Below are 15,709 nucleotides of genomic sequence, written 5' to 3' on the forward strand. Positions count from 1 at the left end.
CGCCGGCACCACGTCGGCGGGCCTTTCGCGTGGTCCCGGTTCGCGCCGGTGTCAGGACCCGCGACATGGCGAAGGCCCGCCGGCGGTGCGCCGACGGGCCTCCATCCGGTCCGGGGTCAGCCGACCACGGTCCACGTGTCCTTGCCGTGCAGCAGCTTGCTCAGGTCCGCGGCCTTGGCCGCCTTGGCCTCGTTGACCTGCGCCCTGGCGCTGTCGTCGTAGGTCGGCCGGTCCGCCCGCCGGAACACGCCGGTGACGGTGTGCGAGAGGTCCTGCGTCGACAGCCGGGAGAGCGCGAACGACAGGTTCAGGTCCGACGCGTCGTGGATCACGACGTCCGAGGCGTCCACGTCCGCGGACTTGGCCACCGCGAGCCCGAAGCCGTCGCGCACCACGCAGTACTCGCCCTCGCGGCCGAACCGGATCGGCTCGCCGTCGACGACGTTGATGATGCGGCGGGACGCCTCGTCCGCGTCCTTGAGCACGTCGAACGCGCCGTCGTTGAAGATCGGGCAGTTCTGGTAGATCTCCACGAGCGCCGAGCCGCGGTGTTCCGCCGCCTGGCGCAGCACCGAGGTGAGACCGGCCTTGTCCGAGTCGAGCGCCCTGCCGACGAAGGAGGCCTCCGCGCCCAGCGCCAGCGACACCGGGTTGAACGGGTGGTCGAGCGACCCGAGCGGGGTCGACTTGGTGACCTTGCCCTCTTCGGAGGTCGGCGAGTACTGGCCCTTGGTCAGGCCGTAGATCCGGTTGTTGAACAGCAGGATCTTCAGGTTCACGTTGCGGCGCAGCGTGTGGATCAGGTGGTTGCCGCCGATGGACAGCGCGTCACCGTCACCGGTCACCACCCACACGCTCAGGTCGGGCCGCGCCACGGCGAGACCCGTGGCGATGGCCGGCGCACGACCGTGGATGGAGTGCATGCCATAGGTGTTCATGTAGTACGGGAAGCGGGACGAGCACCCGATGCCCGAGACGAACACGATGTTCTCGCGCTTGAGACCCAACGACGGCAGGAACGACTGCACGGTGTTGAGCACGATGTAGTCGCCACAGCCCGGGCACCAGCGGACTTCCTGGTCGGACTTGTAGTCCCTGGCCGTCTGCTTCTCGTCCGTGGTGGGCACCCCGGTCAAGCCGGGGATTCCGAGGTCGATCGCAGTCACGCCGACACCCCCTTGATCACGTCAGCGAGCACGTCCTGCAACTCCTCCGCCTTGAAGGGCAGGCCCTGGACCTTCGTGTACGACACGGCGTCCACCAGGTACTTCGCCCTCAACAACAACGCGAGCTGGCCCAGGTTCATTTCCGGCACGACCACCTTCTCGTACCGGCCGAGCACCTCGCCCAGGTTCTTCGGGAACGGGTTGAGGTGCCTCAGGTGCGCGTGCGCGACCGGCAGGCCCAGCTTGCGGACCCGGCGCGCCGCCGCGCCGATCGGGCCGTAGGACGAGCCCCAGCCCACGACGAGCACCTTCGCCTCGCCGCTCGGGTCGTCGACCTCGACGTCCGGGACCTCGATGCCGTCGATCTTCGCCTGGCGCAGGCGCACCATCCGGTCGTGGTTCTCCGGGTCGTAGGAGATGTTGCCGGTGACGTCCTGCTTCTCCAGACCGCCGATGCGGTGCTGCAGGCCGGGCGTGCCGGGCACGGCCCACGGGCGGGCCAGGGTCTCCGGGTCGCGGGAGTACGGCTGGAACGTCTCCGGGTCCGTCGCGAACTCCACCGACAGGTCCGGCAGCGCGTCGACGTCCGGGATCAGCCAGGGCTCGGAGCCGTTCGCGATCGCGCCGTCGGACAGGAACAGCACCGGCGTGCGGTACTGGAGCGCGATGCGGGCGGCGTCGAGCACGGCGTCGAAGCAGTCGGACGGCGACTGCGGCGCGACGATCGGCACCGGCGACTCGCCGTTGCGGCCGAACATCGCCTGCAGCAGGTCGGCCTGCTCGGTCTTCGTCGGCAGACCGGTGGACGGGCCACCGCGCTGCACGTCGATCACCAGCAGCGGCAGCTCGGTCATCACCGCGAGGCCGATGGTCTCCGACTTCAGCGCGATGCCGGGACCGGACGTCGACGTGACGCCGAGCGCGCCGCCGTAGGAGGCGCCGAGGGCGATGCCGATGCCCGCGATCTCGTCCTCGGCCTGCACCGTGGTGATGCCGAAGTTCTTGTGCTTGCTCAGCTCGTGCAGGATGTCCGACGCCGGCGTGATCGGGTACGTGCCGAGCACGACGGGCAGCTTCGAGCGCTGCGCCGCCGCGACGATGCCGTACGCCGTGGCCGTGTTGCCGGTGATCTGGCGGTAGGTGCCGACGTTGAGCTTCGCGGGCGCCACCTCGTAGGTGACGGCGAAGGCCTCCGTCGTCTCGCCGTAGTTCCAGCCGGCGCGGAACGCGAGGACGTTGGCCTCGGCGATGTCGGGCTTCTTCGCGAACTTCTCGCGCAGGAACCGTTCCGTGCCCTCGGTCGGCCGGTGGTACATCCACGACAGCAGGCCGAGCGCGAACATGTTCTTCGCGCGCTCCGCGTCCTTCTTGCCGAGCCCGGTCTCCTCGAGCGCCCCGATGGTCAGCGTCGCCATGGCGACCTTGTGCACCTGGAACTTGTCGAGCGAGTCGTCCTCGAGCGGGTTCGCGTCGTACCCGACCTTCGTCAGGTTCCGCTTGGTGAACTCGTCGGTGTTGACGATGAGGATGCCGCCGTCCGGCAGGTCGACGACGTTCGCCTTGAGGGCGGCCGGGTTCATCGCGACGAGGACGTCGGGGCGGTCGCCGGGTGTCAGGATGTCGTAGTCGGCGAAGTGGAGCTGGAACGACGACACGCCGGGGAGGGTGCCCTGGGGCGCACGGATCTCGGCGGGGAAGTTGGGCTGTGTGGCGAGGTCGTTGCCGAACGCTGCCGCTTCCGACGTGAACCGGTCTCCGGTGAGCTGCATGCCGTCACCGGAGTCGCCGGCGAAGCGGATCACAACGCGATCCAGCTTGCGGGTCTCAGTGCTCATTCCTACGCCGATACCTCTCTCCAAGGGTGGCTGTGCCCCACCGCGAGGGTAGTCGCCAGGACCGCCTGCGAGACGGGCCGTGTACCACTGGGCGAGACGAACTGTCCCATCTACCGCACCGGGTCCTCGCCTAGACGGTAAGCACAGCTCTACCAGCGGATACCCGAATGCGGCAGACGTCACCCTCAATACCTGTTACCCAAGGTAACACTCAACGTCCGCTGATCCGAGCCTTCATCGCGGCAAGCCTCGCAGCGAACTCTGGAGTGTCGATCGAAGCGACCTGTGGCCGCAGCTCGGTCTCGACGGCCTCCGCGTGGTCGTGGAGAACATCGGTCACGCGCATGGTCGCCTTGATGGTCCGGACGAGTTCCGCCGGTGCCTCGGCGGCCGCCCGCGCCATGTCCCTGGCCTTGACCAGCGGGTCTTCCGCAGTCGCGTGGACCAGCCCGGTCCTGAGCGCCTCGTCGGCGTCGAGGACCTCGCCGAAGAGCGTCATGGCCGTGGCGGTCTGGGGGTTGGTGAGCCGTTGCAGCATCCACGTCATGCCGCCGCCGGGGTGGATGCCGAGCTGCAGGAACCGCGCGTCGAACCGCGCCTTCGGCCCCGCGACGCGGACGTCGGCCGCCAGCGCGAGGTTGAGGCCCGCACCGACCGCGGCCCCGTTGACCGCCGCGATCGTGGGGATCGTCGCGTTCGCCACGGCCAGGAAGCCCCGGTAGATCTTCCGCAGGCCGTCGTCGGTGGAGCTGCCGAGCTGCGTGAGGTCCGCGCCGGCGCAGAACGCGGGCGGCGCCCCGGTGATGATCAGCGCGTTGGCCTCCCGCTCGGCCTGGGCGACCTTGTCCGCGAGCTCCTGGGACAGGTCGACCGTCAGCGCGTTGCGCCGGTCCGGGTCGTTGATCGTGATCACGGCGACGGAATCGTTGTGCTCCAGCAGAACCTCACCCATGACCCGGACTCTAGGGGGCCGGCGGCCGGTCCAGGAGCCGGGACAGCACGACCGTCGACACCGTGCGGTCGATGATCTCGACGGCCCGCAGCCGTTCCAGCGCGGTCTCCAGGTGGTGGATGTCGGCGGCCCGCAGGTGCACGATCGCGTCCGCCGCGCCCGACACCGTGTAAGCCGCGCTGACCTCGGCCATCGGCTCAAGGCGGTGCTGGATGTCGTGCGGCGCCACGTTCCCCTTGCAGTGCACCTCCACGAAGGCCTCCGTACCCCACCCGAGCGCCTCCGGGTCGACCACCGCCGTGAACCCCCGCAACACCCCGTTGTCCAGGAGCTTGTCCACCCGCCGCTTCACCGCGGGCGCACTCAACCCGACCTCTTTGCCGATCTCCGCGTAGCTGGAGCGCGCGTTGGCCATGAGGCACGAAATGATTCGCTGGTCGATGCTGTCCACACGCAACATTCTGCCCTAGATCACGCAATGTCGCGGCGTTGTTCGGGGGTCCAGCTCGCATTTAGATTTCGATCCATGACCGTATCCATCTCCGGGCCCGGCGAGCCGATCACGCTGGACATCGCCACGCCCCTCGCGCCGACGCGCATGCCGACGACCCGTCGGTACCTCATGTGCCCGCCGACGTACTTCACGGTGGAGTACGCCATCAACCCGTGGATGGATCCGACCAGGCCCACCAGCACGTCACTGGCGCTGGAGCAGTGGACGGCGCTGAAGGAGACCTACGAGCGCCTGGGCCACGAGGTCAACGTCATCGACCCGGTCCCCGGCCTGCCGGACATGGTCTTCTCGGCCAACAGCGGCACCGTCATCGACGGCCGGGTGCTGGGCTCCCGCTTCCGCGCCCCGCAACGCGCGGCCGAAGCCGACCACTTCCGCCGCTGGTTCCTGTCCTCCGGCTACCACTCCGTGGTCATGCCCACCGCGGTGAACGAGGCGGAGGGCGACTTCACCTGGACGGGCTCCCTGCTGCTGGCCGGCACCGGCTTCCGCACGGACCCCCACGCGCACTCCGAGGCGCAGGAGGTCCTGGGCGTGCCCGTCGTCTCCCTGCAACTGGTCGACCCGCGCTTCTACCACCTCGACGTGGCGCTGTTCATGCTCGACGACCAGTCCGCCTCCCCGCTGGTCGCCTACTACCCGCAGGCCTTCTCGCCCGGCTCCCAGCAGGTCCTGAAGCGCCTGTTCCCGGACGCCGTGATCGCCAACGACGACGACGCCGTGTGCCTCGGCCTCAACGCGGTCTCCGACGGCAAGCACGTCGTCCTGCCCGTCGAGGCCACGCACCTCGCCGAGCAGGTGGCGCGGCGCGGGTTCGAGCCGGTGTTCGTGGACATCTCGGAGCTGCGCAAGTCGGGTGGCGGCCCGAAGTGCTGCACGATGGAGCTCAGAGGCTGATCGATCACTTTTCGTAGTTCTCGGTCTGCGCTGGTTGAAGCCTGAAAACGGGTTTGTCCAGCGCAGACTCATATCTTCCCTCGGTATGGCTCACTCACTGCCCGGTCGCGACGCCGCGCGTCCGGTGGCCGTGGTGATCTCCCGACGTCCTGATTGATCTCTCGGCAGTATGGGAACCATGCCCACCGCTCCCAAGAGTTCCACCGACATGGCCGTGGAGAACGACTACGACCTCTTCGCCGAGGGGTATACGGCCGTGAACGACACCAGCCTCCTCAACGCCTACTACGTCCAGCCCGCGATCGTGGACCTGGCCGGCGAGGTGACCGGGCGGCGGATCCTGGACGCCGGGTGCGGCTCCGGCCCCGTGTCCGAGGCGCTGCGCGCCAAGGGAGCCATCGTGGCCGGCTTCGACCGCAGCGCGAAAATGGTGGAGCAGGCCCGGCAGCGCCTCGGCAACGACGCAGATCTGCGGGTCGCCGACATCAGCCAGCCGCTGCCGTACCCCGATGGCGCGTTCGACGACTGCGTCGCCGCCCTGGTCCTGCACTACCTGGAGGACTGGACCGCACCGCTGGCTGAGCTGCGTCGGGTGCTGAAGCCCGGTGGCAGGCTGATCGTGGTCGTCAACCACCCCATCATGCTCCCGTTCCTGGATCGCGAGGCCGACTACTTCGCGACCACCAGGTGGACCGACGAGTACGACTTCAACGGCCAGAAGGCCGTGCTCACCTACTGGCACCGGCCTCTGCACGCGATGACCGACGCCTTCACCGCAGCAGGCTTCCGCACGGCCGTCATCAGCGAGCCACCTCCGGCGCCGGAGGCCCACGAACTCTTTCCCGATGAGATGGCGAAGTTCCCGTCCGGGTCCTTCCTGAGCTTCGCGTTCTTCGTCCTGGAGGCCGCCTGACCCGGCGAGGCGGAGCAGTGGGGACGTTCTCCAGCGGTGACCCACAACGTCGGATGAACCGTCCGAGCGTGTGCTCCGTACCCCTGGGCAGACCCCGAGCAACACCCCGGACAGCACCGTCCAGCGATCAAGCCCCAGCAGGTCAGCACCACACTCCGACCCCACGACGAAAGCGTGACCGCACGACTCGGCCGCGTGGTCAAGGACTGATCCCGCGACGAGAGCCGAACCACGTCAAGCTGACAGACAGGTCCGTTGGAAAGACACCACTAAACGGCACATCGAGCAAGCTGCTCGCTGACTGTGTGTTAGCGAGGCGTAGCCCAAGCCATCGAAAACGTGACGAGAGTCACCCAACGGGCATCGAGGCTTGCCTGTGCTGGTGACGTGAGGTTACGTTCTCGCCCGCCGATAACGGTTTGGTCACCGGCAGGACACGGGGAGCCGCAGGAACGAGGGCTCCCCAGTCCGCTCGGAATCCCCCGCCGAGAAGCCCGGTGGCCAAGCTCCCCGACGCAGGAGGCTCCCCCTTGGCCCGGCACAGCAAGGCCGCCGGCCGCACCGTGTACACGGTCGTGCCCAAAGCAGAAGTGAAGCCCGGCGCGCATCGCGTCGAGGACGACAAGGTCCCGCTCGCCCACCGCGTGAGCGCCATCGTCGTCGCGGCTGGTGTCGCCGCCGGCACCGCTGCCATCGCCAACGCCGCGACCAGCGGCTCGTCGACGGACCTGGCCGCGGGTGCGGCCGAGCTGGGTGCTCTTCCCGACCAGCAGGCCAAGACGATCCAGACCGTGCACGACGTCAACCCCGGTGGCGAGGTCGGCCGGCTGCTGCAGTTCCAGCAGATGTACGCGCAGCAGACGTTCCAGCAGGCCACCAAGGCCGCCGCGGACGCCCACGCCCAGCGCGAGGCGGCCGCCAAGGCGGAGGCGGAGCGTCAGGTCGAGATGCGCAAGCCCGCCAAGCAGCGCGAGATCGAGGGCTGGATCAAGGAAGCCATCAAGGTGCTGCAGGCCAACGGGACGGCCATCGACAACAGCAGCATGGACGAGATCTACACGATCATCATCAAGGAGTCGAACGGCAACCCCGGCGCCGTCAACAACTGGGACTCCAACGCGATGCGCGGCACGCCCTCCAAGGGCCTCATGCAGTGCATCGACCCGACGTTCCGGGCCTACAAGCTGCCCGGTTACGACAACATCCTCGCGCCGGTCGACAACATCATCGCGGGCGTGCGCTACACGTACGCGCGCTACGGCGGCTTCCACAACCACCCCGGTTTGGTCAACATGAACCTGGGTGGCGGCTACCTGGGGTACTGAAGGCGTCAATTCGGCCGTGTCGGGGTGCGCGGAACGTATCGGCGGACGATGCTGTCAAGCAGGTTCACCCACAAGAATGGCGGCCCTAGCGGGCGCACGCCCGGTAGTGCTCCCATCGAAGCGATTTCCCGAACGCAGGGAGTGGCCGATGAACGAGCAACAGGCACGCGACGACGAGCTGACGAAGATCCGCTCTGAGGCGACGAGCTGGCTGGCCAAGATGGCCAAGGCCCAGCCTCGTCCCGAGGTCGGACAGCGGAGGCCTGAGCACGACGCCATGACACCCGCGAAGAAGTAGCAAGGGAACAAGGTGGGAGCGCCTCGGCTACGGCCGGGGCGCTTCTGCTTTGAAGGCCGTCCACAGCAGGCTGAGCGGGTGGTCCGCCGGGTGCTTGGCCAGCTCGTCCGTTCGGGCGAAGACGCCCACCAGCCTCTCCAGCGAGTCGTCGGCGAGCTCGACGACGCGCAGGCCCCCGCCCTCCCGCAGCTCGTTGTTCGACGCCACCACGCCCAAGCCGGACGTCACGATCATGGCTCCCTGGACGAGGTTCGAGCGCAGCAGCGAGATGCCGTACTGGATCTCGTCGATCTCGGCCGCGATCTCGAGCCCCTGGCGGTAGTCCGGCCCGAACCAGCCGCGCAGGAACTCGGCGATCAGACCGGCCCCCGGCACCACCAGCGGCACCGAGCGCAGCTGGGGCACGCGCACCCGGTCCCCGACGACCGTCTCCGGCAGGTTCGTCAGCAACGCGAGCCCGCCGCGCCGCCACTCGATCACCTCGAACTCGGGGCGTTCCCAGCCCGCGCCCGCGTGCGTCACGACGCTGCCGCAGACGACATCCACCTCCCGCGTCTCCAGCTTCGCCCAGATGTCCTTGGTGCGGATGTGGACGACCTTGAGGTCCACGTCGCGCTCGCGGAACTCGTCGGCGACGTGGTGCCACGCCTTCGCGAGCGTGTCGAGCATGTATCGCGTGGTGCCGACGGTGACGGTCGTGCCGAGCTTGCGGCGGCACTCGTGAATTCCGTCGAGCCACTCCGCGAGCGTCTCCCGCGCCAATTCGACGAGTGACTCACCAGTCGCGGTGAACAGCACGTCTTTTCCGCGTCCCTGCTTCACCACGAGTGGTTCGCCGCACAACTGCACGAAGTTCCTGTTCAACGTGTCGAGCTGCTTCTGCACGCTCGACTGCTCGCGTCCCAGTGCCCGTGCCGCCCGCAGCGCCGACCGCGTCTCGTGAACGGTCAACAGCGTCCTGAGCTGGTCCATCGTGGTATCCAGTAGAGCGCCGGGCATGTTCAGCAGACGGTGCAGCGAGGTGCTGGTGGGGAGCACCAGCTGGGACGAGCCGGACATCGGGACCCTCTCTGATGATCTACCGATCAGTTGAGCTGAACTTGACCGCATTTCGCCGTCAGATTATCCGCAGATCCTGTCGGCAATCCGCTGGACACTTATCGCGCGATGTACAAAACTATCCGCGGCGACCACGCGTGGGAGCCGATTCCGGGGGGAATCATTGGGGGGTGGGGGTCCGCCAGGCGTGAGCCGGCGGGCCCCCAAGTATTACCCTCGCTGGTTGTGACGGCTTCCGCTCGCCTGGAATGGGGCACCACCTACCAGGTCACCGTGCTCGAACTCGGACTCGCCTGCTGCGGCGTCGAGGTGATGGCGGCTCTCGACCGCCTCCCCGACCTCGGCGTCACGCCGGTCGACGGCGCCGGCGAGGCGCACGTCCTCGTCGTCTCCGGCACGGTCACGGACGTCATGTTGCCCGCTGTCCTCCGCAGTTACGAGGCCATGCCCGAACCCCGCTACGTGATCTCCGTCGGCGCCTGCAGCAACACCGGCGGCCCGTACTGGGATTCCTACAGCGTCACCAAGGGCATCGACCAGGCCCTGCCGGTCCACGTCGCCGTGCCCGGCTGCCCGCCGCGCCCCGAAGCGCTGCTCGAAGGCCTCAAAGCCCTGCACGGCCTGGTGAACGCATGACGGGCACGCCGAAGACCGCCTTCGGCCAGACCGTCCACCACGTGGAGCTGGCCGGCTGGCTCGACGCCGCCACCCGGCACCACGACGAGGGCTGCGTCATGTTCGACTGGCTCGGCGTCGAGGACGCGGGCCGGCCGGGCGCCGCGGGGCAACGCCACGCCGTCTTCCTGCACGTCATCGACCCGCGGACGCGCGAAGGCGTCATGCTGCGCACCGAGGTGACCACGGAGGACGTGCTGCCGAGCGTCGCCCACCTGTGGAAGGGCGCGCGGTGGCACGAGCGCGAGGCCGCGGAGATGTTCGGCATCACCGTCGGCGGCGAGCCGGAGCACCTGCTGCTGCCGGACAGCTTCCAGGGCCACCCGCTGCGCAAGGACTTCGTGCTGGCGTCGCGCGTCGTGCGCCCCTGGCCGGGACGGTTGGAACCGGGCGAGGACAACACCAGCGCGCCGAGCCGGCGCCGCACCGCACCACCCGGAGTGCCGGACCCGTCCTGGGGACCGCGCCGTGAAGAGGAGCAGTCGTGACGAACCTTCCGCCGCGTACGAGGGGCGTTATCGCGCTGTTGGAGGCCAACTGCACGGTCTGCATGATCTGCGCGCGCGAGTGTCCTGATTGGTGCATCCACATCACCTCGCACACCGAGGTCGAGCAGCAGCCGGGGAGCGCCCGCCCGCGCAGCCGCAACGTGCTCGACCGGTTCGCGATCGACTACGGCCAGTGTCTCTACTGCGGGATCTGCGTCGAGGTCTGCCCGTTCGACGCCCTGCACTGGGCACCGGAGTTCGGCTACCCGGGAACGGGCTCGATCGACGGCGAGGGCGCCGTCGCGGAGCTGGTGCACGAGCGGGACGTGCTCGCCACGTGGGTGGACGAGGTCCCGCCGCCGCCACCGCTCGACCCGGCCGCCGAGGCCGCGCCGGAAACGGCGACAGGAACCGGCAGGAGGCCTGGTTCGTTGAGGGGGAGGACGTAAAGACCCGGAGGCGAAACCGTGCACAAGCACTTCAACGGGTTGAAGACGGCCGTGCTGCTCGGTGGGATGAGCGCGCTGATCGTGCTGGTCAGCAGCTTGTTCGGCCGGACGGCACTGGTCATCGGCCTGGTGTTGGCCTTGGGCGTGAACGCCTACGCGTACTTCAACTCCGACAAGCTCGCGCTGCGCGCCATGCGGGCGAGGCCCGTGTCGCAGGTGGAGCACCCGGTGTTGTTCGCGATCGTGCGCGAGCTGTCGCAGAAGGCGCGTCAACCCATGCCCAGGCTCTACCTGAGCCCCACGGTGGCGCCGAACGCGTTCGCGACGGGCCGCAACCCGCGCAACGCGGCCGTGTGCTGCACCACGGGCATCCTGGAGCTGCTCGACGAACGCGAGCTCCGCGCCGTGATCGGCCACGAGCTCGCGCACGTCTACAACCGCGACATCCTGATCAGCTGCGTGGCCGGCGCGCTGGCCGGCGTGATCACGATGCTCGCGAACCTGGCCCTGTTCGCCGGGATCTTCGGCGGCGGTGACGGCGACGACGACGGCCCCGGCCCGCTCGGCCTGCTGCTGATCGCGCTGCTCGGCCCGGTCGCCGCCACCGTGGTCCGCCTGGCCGTGAGCCGCTCGCGCGAGTTCCAGGCGGACCAGTCGGGATCCGAGCTCACCGGCGACCCGCTCGCGCTGGCGAGCGCGTTGCGCAGGATCGAGCAGGGGACGCGGGCGGCGCCACTCGCACCGGAGCCGGAGGTGGTGTCGCAGAGTCACCTGATGATCGCGAACCCGTTCCGCCCGGGAGACCAGTTCGCGAAGTGGTTCTCGACCCACCCGCCGATCGCCGACCGCGTCCGCAGGCTCGAGGAGATGGCGCGCCGCTAGCCAACGGCCGCCCGCCGCCACGAGGTACTCGCCGTTCGCGTCGACCTCGCCCACGCCGTACCGCTCAGGGCCCTTCACCTCGTACCCGGACAGCACACAGCGTCCAGAGTGGACGCGTGGTGCTGCAACGTCGACGAGAAGCCCTGCCCGTAGAAGAACTTGTCACCCAGCACCAGCGCCACGTCGTCGTCACACCGACAGCGGGTAGTAGATCATCGGCTTGTCTCAGACCGGCGGCAGTTGCTTCGAGACGGCCTGCGTGATCGGGTGCAGGCGCGTCCCGCTGCCGCCGGCCAGGACGATGCCCTTCACCGGTAGTTCGTGAACTGCAGGGCGATGCCGAAGTCGGAGTTCTTCAACAGTGCGATGACGTCCTGCAGGTGGTCCTTCTTCTTGCCGGACACCCGCAGCTGGTCACCCTGGATCTGCGCCTGCACGCCCTTGGGCGCCTCGTCGCGGATCTTCTTGGCGATCTCCTTGGCTTTCTCCGACGAGATGCCCTGCACGAGGTTCCCCGTGACCTTGAACACCTTCCCGGACACCGCGGGCTCGCCCACCTCGAACGCCTTCATCGAGATGTTGCGCTTGACCAGCTTCTCCTGGAAGACGTCGATCGCCGCCTTGCAGCGCTCCTCGGTCTCGGAGGTGAAGGTGATCGCCTCCTCGCCGGCCCAGGCCACCGTGGTGTTGGTGCCCCGGAAGTCGAAGCGCGTGCTCAGCTCCTTGGCAGCCTGGTTGAGCGCGTTGTCGACCTCCTGCCGGTCCACCTTGCTCACCACGTCGAACGACGGGTCCGCCACGTCTTCACTCCTCAACGATCTCGGGGTCACAGCCAGCGTCGATGCTACTGGGGTACCCCGATTTGGGGCTTCCCGAAGGGGTTATGTATTGTTCTCACCGCACCGTTACGACGGTGTGGGGCGGGCTGCCCGAGCGGCCAATGGGAGCGGACTGTAAATCCGTCGCGAAAGCTACAGAGGTTCGAATCCTCTGCCCGCCACAGCAGGACCGAAGGCCCTGTGACCAGGAAGCTGGTCACAGGGCCTTCGTCATGTTCTCTTCCGGCCGCGCTAGTCGCAGTGCGAGGGCACAACGGGCAGAGCGTGTCCAGGTAGCCGGTGGTCGGCGTCTCGCGACCTGTCAGGACACCGTTGAATGGCAAGCCTGACCGGAACGTTTTGTTGGCACGTAAGGAAAACGGTCATCGGTGCAACTCCGTGCCTGTCCTCATGACGTCGTTACCGGTAGTGCGTGCACCGATGCGAATTGATGATGGTTGAGCCGTTGAGCACTGTTGGCCTGGCAGTGAATCCGGTCCATGCCCCAGACTGTCCGGGATCGAAGTTGGTCAGCGCTCGCCCGCGGTTGCCGCTGCGGGGGGCGCGTTGTGGTTTCAGAACGAGGAAGGCCGAGTCACCTGCGCAGGTCCGACGACCCGCGCAGCTCGTCCACCGTCCAGCCGGGTGGTGGTCCAGAGATCTGATGTGAAGGGATGTCCGGTGATCTGCGGTAAGAACGGCGCTGATGCGCGCCCTCGTGGCGACTGGCCCGGAGCGGTCGTCGTCCTGGGGGACGTCGCTGCCGAGGTGGGCTTGGTACTCGCCGGAGTCCAGGTGACGACTGCTTCGGTGCTGGTCGCGGGCGCGACCGCTACTGGGGTGATCGGTTATCGGCTGCTGTCGGCCGGACCGCTGCCGCGGTTCGTGCGCGCCCCTCAGGACAACTCCGCCCAACTGGCGGCCTCGATGCCGGGTGGCGGAGCGGTCGTGCCCTTCAACCGCGGGGAGAACGCCGGCGATGGCGCGCCCTGAGGCCGAGATCGATGGCAGCACGCCGGAGGGCGACTTCGCCCTCCGGCTGCGCGCCCTGCGGGACAAGGCGCGGCTGGACTACCGCGCGATGGAGAAGCTCGTGCACTTCGCGTCCTCGACGCTGAGCAAGGCCGCGTCGGGCAACGGGTTGCCGACGCTCGAGGTGACGTTGGCCTACGTCAGGGCGTGCGGCGGCGACGAGCAGGAGTGGGAAGCCCGATGGCATGAGTTGCGCAGGACCGCGGGCCGGGGTCCGCGTGCGGTGAAGGGCGCCGTTCCGTCACAGCGCGACGCTGAGGGCGAGCAGAGGACCGGGACGGAGAAGTCACCCGATCGAGGCGACGGGTCGGAGCACGCGAACGAGCCGGACCCGGAGTTACCGAGAATCCCCGAGCAGGTGACGGGTGACCAGATCGCCGATCAGGCACTGGGCGGGGGGACTGCCAAGACACCGGATCCCGAGGCGACCGACCGGATTCCGCGGACCGGTCTCCCCGCTGAGGTGAGTGCGGTGCCGAGAGGTCCCCTCCTGGAGGAACCCCGTCGTCAAGGGACGCACCGCGCCGTGCAGCAGTCGCCGAGGCGCGCTTCGGCGTGGGTCGTTGTCGTCTTGATCTTGCTCAACCTCTCGTCGCTCGCCGCGCTCGCGTTCTCGGACGAGGACCGGGAGCCGGCGGCGCAGAGTTCGACGGCTACGACCACGGTGGCGACCTCGATCCAGTCCTTCGAGATCGCGGAGCTGGAAGAACCTCCGATCGTCCTCAAGGCCGGGGCGAAGGAGATCCGGTGGGTTGACCTGCGGAACCCGAATGCCACCGATCTGGTCGTGATCGAGCTGATCGCTCAGGTGAAGGTTCCCGCGGATGACTCGGTCACCTCCTCTCGGAGCTGTTCGGCCGAAGTGTTGAAGATTTCCAACCTGCAGTACTTCCCCTATCGGATCGACGCACGCGGGACCACGCGAGTCGGCTTCGAGTTCGAGGTTTCGGCGCGGCTTCCCGAAGGGTGTGAAGGCCGGGCTGTTCCCATCGCCTATGCGGGTAAGGCGATACAGGGCACCGTCGTCGAGGGAAAGCTTCACGTCCGGTGAAAAACTGACCCGAACGCGGAAAAAGGGGTGCCGCCCGGTCAGCGGGGGTGGCACCCCTTTTGTTCTTCGCGTCGTGTCTTAACGTTCTCTTAAGTTGACGCTGGGTGAGGGCCGGTGTTGCGTTTCGCTTGAGGTGTCTCACCAGATGGAGTGAGAAGTGCGCGACAGCAGGACGAGTTTTTTCGGCGAGGCTCACTGTCGTTGCAGCTCAGAGTGGGTGTGTCGGGTTGATGACGAAACAACCCGCGTAGTCCAGGACTTGCTACTCGGGGGTCGGCACCCTCATCCTTGTGAAGCGCTCGCCGGGTCACTCCTGGGGGGCACCCGCAGCTCAGGTCAGTGACTCGGCCGACTCGGGTTTTCGGTGGGATCTCTGCGGCAACAGAGGTCCCACCTTCTTTTTTCCAACTTCGTCCAACGTTGGATTGGGTGACGCCGAAGGTATTCCGCCGTGGCTGGAATTGTTACACCTGCGGGCGTGTTTCAAGGGTATCGCCTTGAAGTATTAGCCCGTCCGGGTGATGGACATATCATGGACATTGCTTTTCAAGACTTTGTGGATCGCTGTGCGTCCATCCGGTCACCGGTGGGAGGAGCAGAATTCCGCCTCGCGAAGCGGCAGACGTCTGACAAACTGTCCCTCAGCTCACATTCGCAGGTGATCGAGGGGAGCGCAGTGCGCACGCAGATGGCCACCGAGGCGGGCCGGACGACGGTGCCGAGCCAGGACCGCGCCCTGGTCGGGCCGAACCTGCTCGCCGTGCTCGACGGCGTGACGGCGGAACCGGAGACCGGGTGCGGGCACGGTGTCGGCTGGTTCGCCGACCAGCTCGCCGCGGAACTGCTGCGGTGTGCGCACCTCGATCCCGCTCCGGCATTGGCGCAGGCCATTACGCAGACCCGTGAGCTGCACTCCGGCGGGTGCGACCTCGGTCATCCGGACAGCCCGAGTGCGGCCGTCGGGCTCGTGCAGGTCAAGGACGACGTGCTGCGCTATCTGGTGCTGGGTGACGTCACGGTCGTGATCGACACCAAGCGGGAGCTGCACGTTGTGAGCGATACGCGCACCAAGCGCACGGCCGGTGCGGATCCGGCGGATGTCGAGCACGCGCTTGTCGGTGTCATTCCTCTGCAAGAGGTGCGGCGGGTTGCGATCCTTTCCGATGGCGCGGCACGTGCCGTCGACCTGTTTCGCCTTTTCGATTGGCCCAAGGCGCTCGAGCTGATGGCGGCGAACGGGCCGGACGACCTCATCCGCAGGATGCGCGCCGTCGAGAAAGAGGACGCCAAGGCCGTTGAGTGGCCGCGCGAGAAGGTTTCCGACGACGCGACTGTCGTGTACCTCGACCGGTAAC

The 15,709-nt window shown here is 67.8% G+C and carries 17 protein-coding genes, 1 tRNA gene and 1 pseudogene; 12 read left to right on the top strand and 7 right to left on the bottom strand.

What is annotated here, in order from left to right; all coding sequences use genetic code 11:
• Positions 1 to 116: 116 nt before the first annotated feature.
• The 4 genes from BMW88_RS03460 to BMW88_RS03475 form a co-directional block, all read right to left on the bottom strand.
• Positions 117 to 1,166, bottom strand: coding sequence for a 2-oxoacid:ferredoxin oxidoreductase subunit beta (locus tag BMW88_RS03460; RefSeq protein WP_089948964.1), 1,050 nt, complete (start codon positions 1,164 to 1,166; stop codon positions 117 to 119).
• Positions 1,163 to 3,001 (bottom strand): 2-oxoacid:acceptor oxidoreductase subunit alpha, encoded by a 1,839-nt coding sequence (locus tag BMW88_RS03465; protein WP_089948965.1) that lies wholly within the window; start codon positions 2,999 to 3,001, stop codon positions 1,163 to 1,165. Before BMW88_RS03465 ends, BMW88_RS03460 begins: the two co-directional genes overlap by 4 nt.
• 211 nt (positions 3,002 to 3,212) lie before the next feature.
• Entirely contained in the window at positions 3,213 to 3,953 is a 741-nt protein-coding gene (locus tag BMW88_RS03470) for an enoyl-CoA hydratase (RefSeq protein ID WP_089948967.1), read from the bottom strand.
• A gap of 10 nt (positions 3,954 to 3,963) precedes the next feature.
• Positions 3,964 to 4,404 (bottom strand): Lrp/AsnC family transcriptional regulator, encoded by a 441-nt coding sequence (locus BMW88_RS03475; protein WP_089948968.1) that lies wholly within the window; start codon positions 4,402 to 4,404, stop codon positions 3,964 to 3,966.
• 147 nt (positions 4,405 to 4,551) lie between these two features.
• Between BMW88_RS03475 and ddaH the strand changes: the two genes are divergently transcribed.
• The 4 genes from ddaH (at position 4,552) to BMW88_RS41635 (ending at position 7,900) form a co-directional block, all read left to right on the top strand.
• Positions 4,552 to 5,364 carry a dimethylargininase gene (ddaH, locus tag BMW88_RS03480; protein ID WP_425434608.1) on the top strand — a complete coding sequence of 271 codons (813 nt, stop codon included), beginning with the start codon at positions 4,552 to 4,554 and terminating at the stop codon, positions 5,362 to 5,364.
• A 178-nt stretch (positions 5,365 to 5,542) separates the two neighbouring features.
• Entirely contained in the window at positions 5,543 to 6,277 is a 735-nt protein-coding gene (locus tag BMW88_RS03485; RefSeq protein WP_089949458.1) for a class I SAM-dependent methyltransferase, read from the top strand.
• A 497-nt stretch (positions 6,278 to 6,774) separates the two neighbouring features.
• Positions 6,775 to 7,602 carry a transglycosylase SLT domain-containing protein gene (locus tag BMW88_RS43085; protein WP_245777535.1) on the top strand — a complete coding sequence of 276 codons (828 nt, stop codon included), beginning with the start codon at positions 6,775 to 6,777 and terminating at the stop codon, positions 7,600 to 7,602.
• 148 nt (positions 7,603 to 7,750) lie between these two features.
• Positions 7,751 to 7,900: a hypothetical protein gene (locus BMW88_RS41635; protein ID WP_177220927.1), complete on the top strand. Its 150-nt coding sequence runs from the start codon at positions 7,751 to 7,753 to the stop codon at positions 7,898 to 7,900.
• 27 nt (positions 7,901 to 7,927) lie between these two features.
• On the opposite strand, the gene BMW88_RS03495 is transcribed toward BMW88_RS41635, so the two are convergent.
• Positions 7,928 to 8,959 carry a LysR family transcriptional regulator gene (locus BMW88_RS03495; RefSeq protein ID WP_089948972.1) on the bottom strand — a complete coding sequence of 344 codons (1,032 nt, stop codon included), beginning with the start codon at positions 8,957 to 8,959 and terminating at the stop codon, positions 7,928 to 7,930.
• 225 nt (positions 8,960 to 9,184) lie between these two features.
• Between BMW88_RS03495 and BMW88_RS03500 the strand changes: the two genes are divergently transcribed.
• Genes BMW88_RS03500 through htpX form a run of 4 tightly spaced genes read left to right on the top strand, consistent with a single transcriptional unit; the run spans position 9,185 to position 11,453 of the window.
• Entirely contained in the window at positions 9,185 to 9,595 is a 411-nt protein-coding gene (locus BMW88_RS03500; protein ID WP_177224550.1) for an NADH-quinone oxidoreductase subunit B, read from the top strand.
• On the top strand, positions 9,592 to 10,122 hold the full coding sequence (locus BMW88_RS03505; protein WP_089948975.1) for an NADH-quinone oxidoreductase subunit C: 531 nt from the start codon (positions 9,592 to 9,594) through the stop codon (positions 10,120 to 10,122). The genes BMW88_RS03500 and BMW88_RS03505 overlap by 4 nt, the downstream gene beginning before the upstream one ends.
• Positions 10,119 to 10,571 (top strand): 4Fe-4S binding protein, encoded by a 453-nt coding sequence (locus BMW88_RS03510; RefSeq protein WP_089948977.1) that lies wholly within the window; start codon positions 10,119 to 10,121, stop codon positions 10,569 to 10,571. The genes BMW88_RS03505 and BMW88_RS03510 overlap by 4 nt, the downstream gene beginning before the upstream one ends.
• Positions 10,572 to 10,589: 18 nt before the next feature.
• Positions 10,590 to 11,453 carry a zinc metalloprotease HtpX gene (gene htpX, locus BMW88_RS03515; RefSeq protein WP_089948978.1) on the top strand — a complete coding sequence of 288 codons (864 nt, stop codon included), beginning with the start codon at positions 10,590 to 10,592 and terminating at the stop codon, positions 11,451 to 11,453.
• Between the two features lie 21 nt (positions 11,454 to 11,474).
• Here the strand turns inward: htpX and BMW88_RS03520 are convergent.
• Positions 11,475 to 11,765 (bottom strand): annotated as a pseudogene (locus BMW88_RS03520) (sugar phosphate nucleotidyltransferase); the annotation flags it as partial.
• The gene (locus BMW88_RS03525; protein WP_089948979.1) at positions 11,762 to 12,253 is read right to left on the bottom strand and encodes a YajQ family cyclic di-GMP-binding protein; all 492 of its coding nucleotides are present in this window, start codon (positions 12,251 to 12,253) and stop codon (positions 11,762 to 11,764) included. The pseudogene BMW88_RS03520 and the gene BMW88_RS03525, both read right to left, overlap by 4 nt.
• A gap of 119 nt (positions 12,254 to 12,372) precedes the next feature.
• Between BMW88_RS03525 and BMW88_RS03530 the strand changes: the two genes are divergently transcribed.
• The 4 genes from BMW88_RS03530 (at position 12,373) to BMW88_RS03545 (ending at position 15,708) form a co-directional block, all read left to right on the top strand.
• Positions 12,373 to 12,453, top strand: a tRNA-Tyr gene (locus tag BMW88_RS03530).
• Positions 12,454 to 13,066: 613 nt separating this feature from the next.
• Positions 13,067 to 13,264, top strand: coding sequence for a hypothetical protein (locus BMW88_RS03535; RefSeq protein ID WP_143115956.1), 198 nt, complete (start codon positions 13,067 to 13,069; stop codon positions 13,262 to 13,264).
• Positions 13,251 to 14,354 carry a helix-turn-helix domain-containing protein gene (locus tag BMW88_RS03540; RefSeq protein ID WP_089948983.1) on the top strand — a complete coding sequence of 368 codons (1,104 nt, stop codon included), beginning with the start codon at positions 13,251 to 13,253 and terminating at the stop codon, positions 14,352 to 14,354. The genes BMW88_RS03535 and BMW88_RS03540 overlap by 14 nt, the downstream gene beginning before the upstream one ends.
• A 658-nt stretch (positions 14,355 to 15,012) precedes the next feature.
• Positions 15,013 to 15,708, top strand: a complete 696-nt coding sequence (locus BMW88_RS03545) for a protein phosphatase 2C domain-containing protein (RefSeq protein WP_177220928.1) — start codon at positions 15,013 to 15,015, stop codon at positions 15,706 to 15,708.
• Position 15,709: the final 1 nt, after the last annotated feature.

This window comes from Lentzea xinjiangensis (assembly GCF_900110955.1).
Lineage (GTDB): Bacteria > Actinomycetota > Actinomycetes > Mycobacteriales > Pseudonocardiaceae > Lentzea > Lentzea xinjiangensis.